At 71.1% G+C, this 8,161-nt stretch carries 8 protein-coding genes, 1 tRNA gene and 2 pseudogenes; 6 read left to right on the top strand and 5 right to left on the bottom strand.

All coding sequences use genetic code 11. The features are described 5' to 3' along the window. From ACFVJQ_RS35865 to ACFVJQ_RS35855, 3 genes and pseudogenes are all read right to left on the bottom strand, one after another. A pseudogene (locus ACFVJQ_RS35865) lies at nt 1-95 on the bottom strand (FMN-dependent NADH-azoreductase); the annotation flags it as partial. Nucleotides 96-189: 94 nt separating this feature from the next. Next, a complete protein-coding gene (locus ACFVJQ_RS35860; protein WP_385789813.1) occupies nt 190-1,500 on the bottom strand; it encodes an FAD-binding oxidoreductase in 1,311 nt (436 codons plus the stop codon). Continuing rightward, nucleotides 1,497-2,396 (bottom strand): LLM class flavin-dependent oxidoreductase, encoded by a 900-nt coding sequence (locus ACFVJQ_RS35855; protein WP_385515209.1) that lies wholly within the window; start codon nt 2,394-2,396, stop codon nt 1,497-1,499. The genes ACFVJQ_RS35860 and ACFVJQ_RS35855 overlap by 4 nt, the downstream gene beginning before the upstream one ends. Nucleotides 2,397-2,460: 64 nt before the next feature. Between ACFVJQ_RS35855 and ACFVJQ_RS35850 the strand changes: the two genes are divergently transcribed. The 4 genes and pseudogenes from ACFVJQ_RS35850 to ACFVJQ_RS35835 all read left to right on the top strand — a co-directional run. Next, entirely contained in the window at nt 2,461-2,811 is a 351-nt protein-coding gene (locus ACFVJQ_RS35850; RefSeq protein WP_385515210.1) for a winged helix-turn-helix transcriptional regulator, read from the top strand. Nucleotides 2,812-3,082: 271 nt separating this feature from the next. Next, nucleotides 3,083-4,045: a hypothetical protein gene (locus ACFVJQ_RS35845; RefSeq protein ID WP_385789811.1), complete on the top strand. Its 963-nt coding sequence runs from the start codon at nt 3,083-3,085 to the stop codon at nt 4,043-4,045. Between the two features lie 152 nt (nt 4,046-4,197). Beyond that, the gene (locus tag ACFVJQ_RS35840) at nt 4,198-4,722 is read left to right on the top strand and encodes a hypothetical protein (protein ID WP_385789809.1); all 525 of its coding nucleotides are present in this window, start codon (nt 4,198-4,200) and stop codon (nt 4,720-4,722) included. Nucleotides 4,723-4,920: 198 nt separating this feature from the next. Next, nucleotides 4,921-5,121, top strand: a pseudogene (locus ACFVJQ_RS35835) (site-specific integrase); the annotation flags it as partial. A gap of 63 nt (nt 5,122-5,184) precedes the next feature. Here ACFVJQ_RS35835 and ACFVJQ_RS35830 read toward each other — a convergent pair. Both ACFVJQ_RS35830 and ACFVJQ_RS35825 read right to left on the bottom strand, forming a co-directional pair. After that, complete coding sequence (locus tag ACFVJQ_RS35830) at nt 5,185-5,850, bottom strand: hypothetical protein (RefSeq protein WP_385789818.1); 666 nt, start codon at nt 5,848-5,850, stop codon at nt 5,185-5,187. A 237-nt stretch (nt 5,851-6,087) separates the two neighbouring features. Next, a tRNA-Arg gene (locus tag ACFVJQ_RS35825) sits at nt 6,088-6,159 on the bottom strand. Nucleotides 6,160-6,241: 82 nt separating this feature from the next. On the opposite strand from ACFVJQ_RS35825, the gene ACFVJQ_RS35820 reads away from it, so the two are divergent. Beyond that, on the top strand, nt 6,242-6,817 hold the full coding sequence (locus ACFVJQ_RS35820) for a response regulator (RefSeq protein ID WP_385789816.1): 576 nt from the start codon (nt 6,242-6,244) through the stop codon (nt 6,815-6,817). Between the two features lie 245 nt (nt 6,818-7,062). Then, on the top strand, nt 7,063-8,148 hold the full coding sequence (gene nrtL, locus ACFVJQ_RS35815; protein WP_385789807.1) for an ArgS-related anticodon-binding protein NrtL: 1,086 nt from the start codon (nt 7,063-7,065) through the stop codon (nt 8,146-8,148). The last annotated feature ends 13 nt before the right edge of the window (nt 8,149-8,161 follow it).

Here is an 8,161-nt window from a genome sequence, read left to right as displayed (position 1 = left end):
TCCTCCCAGGCCTTGCGGAAGGTCTCCGTGACGGCCCGGGACGCGGAGGCGGACGCGGGGAACACGGACGAGTCGATGTGCAGCAACGTGGCCATGGAGTATCTCCGGTAAGAGGTGACTTGGAAGGGCGGGCGTCCGCGGCGGGTGCCGCGGGGCTCGTGGTCGGTGAGGTGGTCGATGGGGCCGCGGTCAGGCCGGCGGCCGGGGACGCAGGACACCGTCGGGGTCGTAGCGCTTCCACAGGTCGGTGACGCGGGTACCGGTCGGTCCCGGGTAGGCGCGGGCGAACGTCGCCTCGTCGGGGGCGCTCTCGAAGTTCACGTAGGCGCCGTCGGTGTGCGGGGCGAGCGGGGTCCAGGCGGCGGCCAGCGTGGCGCGGTCGTCCGGCGGGAACGCCGAGGCGACGACGAGGGTGTTCTGGTGGCGGTGCGCGAACGCCGTGTCCGAGGGGGCCGGGTCGTGGGTGGCGCCGCCGAGTGAACGCAGCTGGATCAGGACCGGGTCGGGGGCGGCCGACGCCGTGATCAGCGCGCGGGCGGTGTCCGAGGTCATGTCCGTGAGCAGTCCGTTGGTCGTGCTGGACGGCATCTGCCCGGTGTTGGCGTGCAGATGGAGCGGTGGGACCAGCTCCGGGTAGGGGACGACGTGGGCCTGCTGGACCATCACGTCCCCGATGCCGAGGAGCGGTTCGACCGCATCCCGAATGACGGACGGACTGTCCGAGGCCACGACCGCGGTGATGAACGCGGCGGCGGTGGCGCCCCGCGAGGACAGCATCACCGCCGTCGACAGCTCGCGCGGCGCCCGCGCCATGACGTCGGCCAGGCGGCGCAGCGTCTGACCGGCCGGGTCCACCGCGGCGACCAGCTGTGCGTAGCCGACGTCACGCAGCTCCATGGCCTCGATCTCGAAGGCCACCGCGATCCCGGCTCCCGCGCCGGCCCCGCGCATCACCCACAGCAGGTCGGGCTCGGCCTCGGCATCGGCGCGCACGGCCGTTCCGTCGGGCAGGACGACCTCGACGGCACGGATGTGGTCGATGGTGAGCCCGTACTGCCGTACCAGCCAGCCGACGCCGCCCCCGGTGGCGATGCCGCCGACGCCGACGTTGCCGTGGTCGCCGGAGCTGATGGCGAGCCCGTGCGGGGCGAGCGCCCGGGCGACCTGGGCCCAGCGCGCACCTGCCTCGACGCGGACCAGCCGGGAGCCGCGGTCGATGACATCGACCCGGTGCAGCGCGCTCAGGTCGATGACGAGCCCGCCGTCGTTGGTGCCCCTGCCGGACAGGCCATGGCCGCCGCTGCGGACGGCCACCCGAAGCCCCGTCTCCCGCGCGAGCCGCAGCGCCGCCGCGACGTCGCTCGCGGACTCGGGCAGGACGACGGCGGCCGGGTTGCCGACGGTGGTGTAGGTGGAGCGGAGCAGCCGGTAGCGCCGATCGTCGGGCCTGACCACCTTGCCCGCGAGCTCGGCCGGCACGGCGGAAAAGGCGCGGTTCATCGCCCGCTCCGGACGGCGTCGACGCGCTCACGCACCGCGGGCACGACCTCGCCGGCGAAGCGTGCGAGCTGCCGCTCGGGGTCGGTGGCGGGCCAGAAGACGAAGGTGTCGAAGCCGAGGTCCACGGCCCACTCGGTGAGGGTGTCCACCCACCGCCGCACATCGCCGACGAGCCCGGGTCCGTCCCCGTGGTCGCCGATCACGCCGATCACGTTGTAGACGCGCCGCAGCGTCCGCGGGTCGCGGCCCGCGTCGGCGGCCGCCTCGTCGATGATCTGCTGCCGCGAGGGCACCTCCTGCGGCGGGACGTAGATGTTCAGCGGAGAGATCCAGCCGTCGGCCAGCCGGCCGGTGACGGCGAGCATCCGGGGCTTCTGGGCGCCGAGCCAGAGCTCGACGGGCTTCGGGGGCACCGGTCCGGCACGGTAACCGTCGACGGAGTGGTACGGGCTGTGCAGTCGTACGACGTCCCCGGCCAGGGCCGTGCGCAGCAGCCCCAGGGACTCCTCGGCGAACGCCACCATGTCCCGGCCGCGTCGCGCCGGTCCGCCCATCGAGGCGATGGCGTCGGGGATGCCGCCCCCGCCGACACCGAGCTGTATCCGTCCGCCGGTGAGCACGCTCAGCGACGCGGCGGCCTTGGCGAGCATCACCGGCGGCCGCAGCTGCAGGTCGGCGACATCGGTGAGGAAGGAGATGCGGTCGGTGGCCGCGGACAGATGGGTGATCAGGGTCCAGGTGTCGAGGTGGCCGGGCTGGTACGGGTGATCCTGAACGGCGAGGTGGTCGAGGCCCGAGTCCTCCGCCCTGCGCGCGAGGCGCCGGGTCTGGGCCCATGCCCCGGCGGAGGGGTCGAGGCTCACTCCGAAGGAGAGCGGGCGTCCGTAGTCGGTCATGCGTCCACGGTGCGCCGAACCGTGCCACCGGCAAAACAAAGGGTAAGGTGCTAATCTTTTGTAAGTGGACTCCATTCATGACGACACCTGCCCGCGCTTCGAGGGCACCCTCGAACTGATCGGACGCCGCTGGACAGGTTCGGTACTGCAGGCCGCCCACCAGGGGGCCCGGCGCTTCGGCGAGTACCGGGCCATGATCGACGGCATCTCCGACCGACTGCTCTCCCAGCGCCTGAAGGAACTCGAGGCCGCGGGCCTCATCGAGCGCACCGTCATCCCCACCACGCCCGTACAGATCCGCTACCAGCTGGCCCCGGACGGCCGGGCGCTGCTGGACGCCCTGCAGCCGCTCGTGCAGTGGAACATGCGCCGCTCGGGCTCCAGGGGGGCGGGGCGGGTTCCGTCGTCGGCGTAGCGAGCATGGCGTCGTGGTCGGGCGTGCCGGGTTCGGTTGTGCAGGCGTCGAGGTGTTGGCCGGGGGTGCCTTCGAGGTGCATGCAGGCCAATGGCGGGGGTCGGGAGGCGTGGTCCGGCCCACTTCCCGGCGCTCGCGTGTCCTGGCCGGTCGGCGCCCGGGGATTCATATACCCCGGGGGTGTATATCCAACTCGGTTGGCCTATACCCCGCAGGGGTATATGCTCCCTCGGGTGACGTCCCCTCTGGTGGCCCTTCCCGGGAGACTCTTATGAACACCTGGCCGAAGATCACTGGCTTCGCCGCGGCACTCGCCGTCGTGTGGGGCGCGGCGTACGGAGTGGGCAGCCTCGCCGGGTCCGACGACGCGGATACCAAGCCGGGTGCGCCAACGAGCCGTGAGGTCGAGGTGGCGGAGGCCGGCGGCGCGGACAATGCCGCAGAAGTCCCCGGGGGGCTGCAGGTTTCGTCCCACGGCTACTCGATCGACCTGAAGACCCCGCGGATCGAGCGCGGGCGCAGCGCCGAGATCCGGTTCGCCATCCTCGACGCGCAGGGGCGGCCGGTCACCGACTACGAGGTGGAGCAGGAGAAGGAGCTCCACCTGATCCTGGCCTCCCGCGATCTGACCGTCTACCGCCACCTGCACCCCACGCGCACCGCCGACGGCACGTGGCGCCTGCCCGTGAACCTGCCGACGGCCGGCGACTACCGCCTCTTCGCGGACTTCGCCCCGGCCGCCGAGGACGGCGAAAGCCTCACCCTGGGCACGGACCTGGCGGTCGCAGGGCACTACGAGCCGCAAGCGCTGCCCCAGCAGGTGAGCACCAGCAGGGCCGACGGCTACACGGTCACCCTGCACGGGGACCTCAACACCGGCTCCGCCCGGGACCTGACCTTCGAGGTTCGCAAGGACGGCAAGCCGGTGACCGACCTGCAGCCCTACCTCGGCGCGTACGGGCACCTGGTGGCGCTGCGCGCCGGAGACCTGGCCTACCTGCACGTCCACCCCAACAGCGAAGCCGGTGACGCCAGGACGAAGCCCGGGCCGACCGTCTCCTTCACCGCCACCGCGCCCAGCGCCCACGCCTACCGCCTCTTCCTCGACTTCAAGCACGACGGCAAGGTGCGCACCGCGAGCTTCACCGTCCAGGCGGGCCTCGGCGGCGACACCCCCGCCGAGGAGGACGAGCACACCGAGGACAGCGGCTCGGCGGAGCACGGGCACGGGTGACGCCCCGCCGCCGGCACAGGCAACCGGCCCTCCATCGGCCCTGCCCGGTCGGCGTCGGGCGGGGCCACGACCGAGGACGCACCGCCGGTGGGAGGTCTCCAGGCGTCGGTTATGTTCCCGGTCGGACAGACGGCAGGACAGAGGGAGAGGCCATGGCGCAGCACCTGGGGCCGCTGGAGCTGATCGGGGACCGGTGGGTGATCGGGGACCCGACGCGGAAGGACGGCCTGTCCATCGTGCTCACGCCCGAGGGCCTGGAGCACCGCCGGCGCGGGGAGGCGGCACCCCTGCTCGCCATGGAGTGGTCCCAGTTCGTGGAGCTGAAGGTGCGAGCCGCTTACCGGAGGTGGCATGTCACCCCCTTCGGAGGCTTCGTCGGGGCCTTCGCGCCCGGTGCCGACATGGGCCGCGACGGCTGCTCCCTGCAGGGCATCCTGCGCCATCCGTACGAGCTGTGGTCGGTGCGGTACACGCATCACGAGCGCCGTTACACGGGCGGCCACGTCATTGTGCTGAAGGCGCTGTTCGACCAGCTCACCGAGGCGAAGGCGCTGGACCGGCTCGGCGATCCCGAGTGGCTGGGCGCGGCGGTTGCCAAGCTGTCGTCGTACACCTCGTGGTACGAGCCCAAGGGCAACCGTCTGGTGAAGGAGACCATCCAGAGCCTCGGCGCCTGAGCGCTCGCCCAAGGCACACGATCAGCCCGCGGAGGGCCTGGTGGGTCATCCGGTGCCGCCGAAGAGGCCACCGTTCCCGCTTGTGCCGCCGGTGCCGTCGGACGGCGTGGACGGCTCATGTGCCGCTCCGCCTGAGCCGCTGTCCCCCCGTCGGTCTGACACTCGAAGTCGCAGAGCACGCAGCTGGGTTGCGGGGGTACGCCGCTCGCGAAGCGCCCGTACGACCTTCGGCACTCGGCGCTCTCGACGTGGCTGAACGCGGGCGTCGATCCGACCGAGGTGGCCGAGCGCGCAAGCAACAGCGTTGAGGTCCTGCTGACCCGCTACGCGAAGTGTCTCGACGGGCGGCAAGAGGTCGCCAACCGGCGCATCGAGGACCTACTCTGCGAGTACGAGTGACACTCCTGCCCGCATCCGAGGCCCCTGGCATCGCGTCCAGGGGTTTCGTCGTTGCTGAATTTCTCAGCTCAGGGGATAGCCGATCTCCGCGATGTCCTCCGCGAGGTCGGCCAGGGTGATCTCTGAGTTCAATGCGCTGACTACTCCTTCGGTCAGAGGACGGGAAGAAAAGACGTGACGAACGGCCTCCAAGTCGACCGGGATCTCGTAGTAGTCCTCGGCCCACCGCTGAAACGTTTCCGGCGAGCGGTCCACCAACAGTTGGAAGAGGTACCTGGCGCCGTCCGGGTCTTCCGTTTCCTTGTCGGGGAAGTCGATCGTCCCTGTTTTCCAGCCATCGTCTCCCGTCTCTCGCCACATACAAGCAGTGATGAGAGGCATCCCGTCCTCATCCGAGAACGCGGGCTCCTCGACGCACGGCCGGAAGACGTCGGGAACGTCATCGAGCACTCCGGGCCATGGCCCGTCCTCTGCATAGGGGCTCATAGGTGATTCGTGATCGAACCCACGGACGTAGGCGCCGGCGGCCGAGAAAACGATCGAGTACTCATCGCCCGACCCGTTCCGCATCGAGGCCATCGACTCCGTGTCGGACCAATGGCGGTTGAAGGAGTGATAGCGGTCTGCCCACTCAGGGCTCAGGACCGCCTCCAGGATGGCCATGGAACGGCAGTGCTCACGGAGGACGGCTATGTCGGGCAGCTGCCGAGCAACGTCTTGAACGGTCACCTGCTCATCCAAGCGCACGCCTCTGACACGCCAGGTTCCTGCCTGGCGGCTCTTTCATGAGACACAGGAACGGTGGAGAACGTTTCTCACCTGCGGCAACGCTCCAAGATCCCGTCCACAGCTCGTCCACGGACCCCGACATACGGCCGCTTCGGGCGGCATACGGCTGCACATATACGAAGACCCCGGCCTCAGCGTTTCCGCTGGTGACGGGGTCTTTGGGCACCTCATACAGGGTGCCCCCGGCAGGATTCGAACCTGCGCACACGGCTCCGGAGGCCGTTGCTCTATCCCCTGAGCTACGGGGGCGTGTCGGTCGCGGCTTCTTGCTCGCGGCGACGGATAGAACACTACCAGCTCCTTCGGGGTGGTCATGAACTGGTTTCGGGGGATGGCCAGGACGTCAACCAGGGGTGTGGCTGGCCCGCAGGGGGTGGAAGTGGGGAAAACCCGGACGCGGTGGCCGGTCCGGACCTACTCTCGAGTTGTGCCAGGCGCGTCGGGCCGGGTGCTTGTTGTGGACGACAACAAGGTCATCCGGCAGCTGATCAGGGTCAATCTCGAGCTGGAGGGCCTCGAGGTGGTGACCGCGGCCGATGGTGCCGAGTGTCTGGATGTCGTTCATCAGGTGCAGCCTGATGTGGTCACCCTCGATGTCGTCATGCCGCGGTTGGACGGGTTGCGGACCGCCGCCCGCCTGCGTGCGGATCCGCGGACGCGCGATCTGCCTCTCGCCATCATCAGTGCCTGTACGCAGTACGAGGTCGAGACCGGCCTCGACGTCGACGCCTTCCTCCCCAAACCCTTCGAGCCCGCCGAACTCGTACAGCTCGTACGGCGGTTGGTCGAGCGGAGGGGGAGTGGCAGTGGCAGTGGGAGTGACGGCAGCGCTGGTGCGATCGGCTCCGGAGTCGGCGGGCTGCTCGGCGCAGCGGAGGCCGAGAGTGCCGGTCGAGCGGGCGGATGAGCGGCGGCCCGGAGCGCCGACCGGGGCGCTGATCCGGCACGCGGATGAGCCGAGGCCTGGCGGGCGAACGGGCGCGGGGACTCGCAGGCGGATGAGCCAAAGCCAGGCAGGCGAATGAGCCCCGGCCCGGCAGGCCGTCCAGTCGCGGTCGACCGCAGCGGCCGCCCGCAGCCGTACGTCCACATCCCGGGCCCTCTCCCAAACCGGCTCGCCTACCCACCCCCCTCCTCCCATACGCTTGTCCCGTGACCCCCGTCGAGCTCTCCCGCACCGTGCTGCATGCGGTGCGTCGTGCTGTCGACGAGGGGGAGCTGAGCGTGACCGTGCCCGCACGGGCCGTGGTGGAGCCGCCGGGGCCGGGGGGGTGGGGGGATTACGCCACCAACATCGCCCTGCAGCTCGCCCGCCCCGCCAGGCAGCCGCCGCGTGTGGTTGCCGAGGTGCTTCGCCCATATCTCGCCGGGGCGGACGGCGTCACCGGTGTCGAGATCACCGGGCCGGGGTTCCTCAACATCGCCCTCGACGGCGCCGCCTCCGTCGGCCTGGTGCAGCGCATCCTGCGGGAAGGCCTGCGCTACGGGCACTCCGACGCCCTCGCCGGGCAGGTGGTGCGGCTGCACTGTCCTCATGAGGTGCGTGCCGTCGTCGTGGCGGACGCCGCCGCCCGCATCCTGCGTTCCCAGGGCGCCCTCGTCCGCATCAGCTGCACTGCCCGGCCCGACCTGGAGTGGGAGTCGGTGTTCGGCGTGCGCGTCGACGCCTACGGCGGGCCGGACGCACCGGCACCGCTCGACGCCCACGGCGGATCTGACGCACCGGCACCGGTCGACGTCGTCACCGTACGGCCCGTCCCCGCCCCCACCGATCCCCTCCCCCTCGGCCGTGACGCCGCCCGCTGGGCCCTGCTCCAGCCCGCAGCCCACGACCGGCCCCGGATCACCGTCGATCATCTGGTCCAGCGGGAGGGCAACCCCCTCTTCCGGGTGCGGTACGCCCACGCCCGCAGCCGGGCCGTCGCCCGTAACGCCGCCGATCTGGGCTTCGCCGCCGACCCCGGCCACGTACCGGACGCAGCGCACGTCGAGGCCCTGCTCGCCGACCACCCCCGCATCCTCACCGCGGCCGCCCGCGACCGCGCTCCCGACCGTCTCGCCCGGCACCTCGTCACCGTCGCCGATGCCGCCCTCGTCCTGCTGCCCGCCGTGCTGCCGTGCGGCGAGGAGAAACCCTCGGCCGCCCACCGCGCCCGGCTCGCTCTCGCCGAAGCCGCCGGGACGGTGCTGGCCGGCGGCCTCGCCCTGCTCGGCATCGACGCACCCGACCACCTCTGAGAGAGCCACCGGA

This window comes from Streptomyces sp. NPDC127197, assembly GCF_042672405.1.
Classification (GTDB): Bacteria; Actinomycetota; Actinomycetes; order Streptomycetales; family Streptomycetaceae; genus Streptomyces; species Streptomyces flavusporus.
Note: the sequence above shows the minus strand (reverse complement) of the source record. Positions and strands in the feature narration are given on the sequence as shown.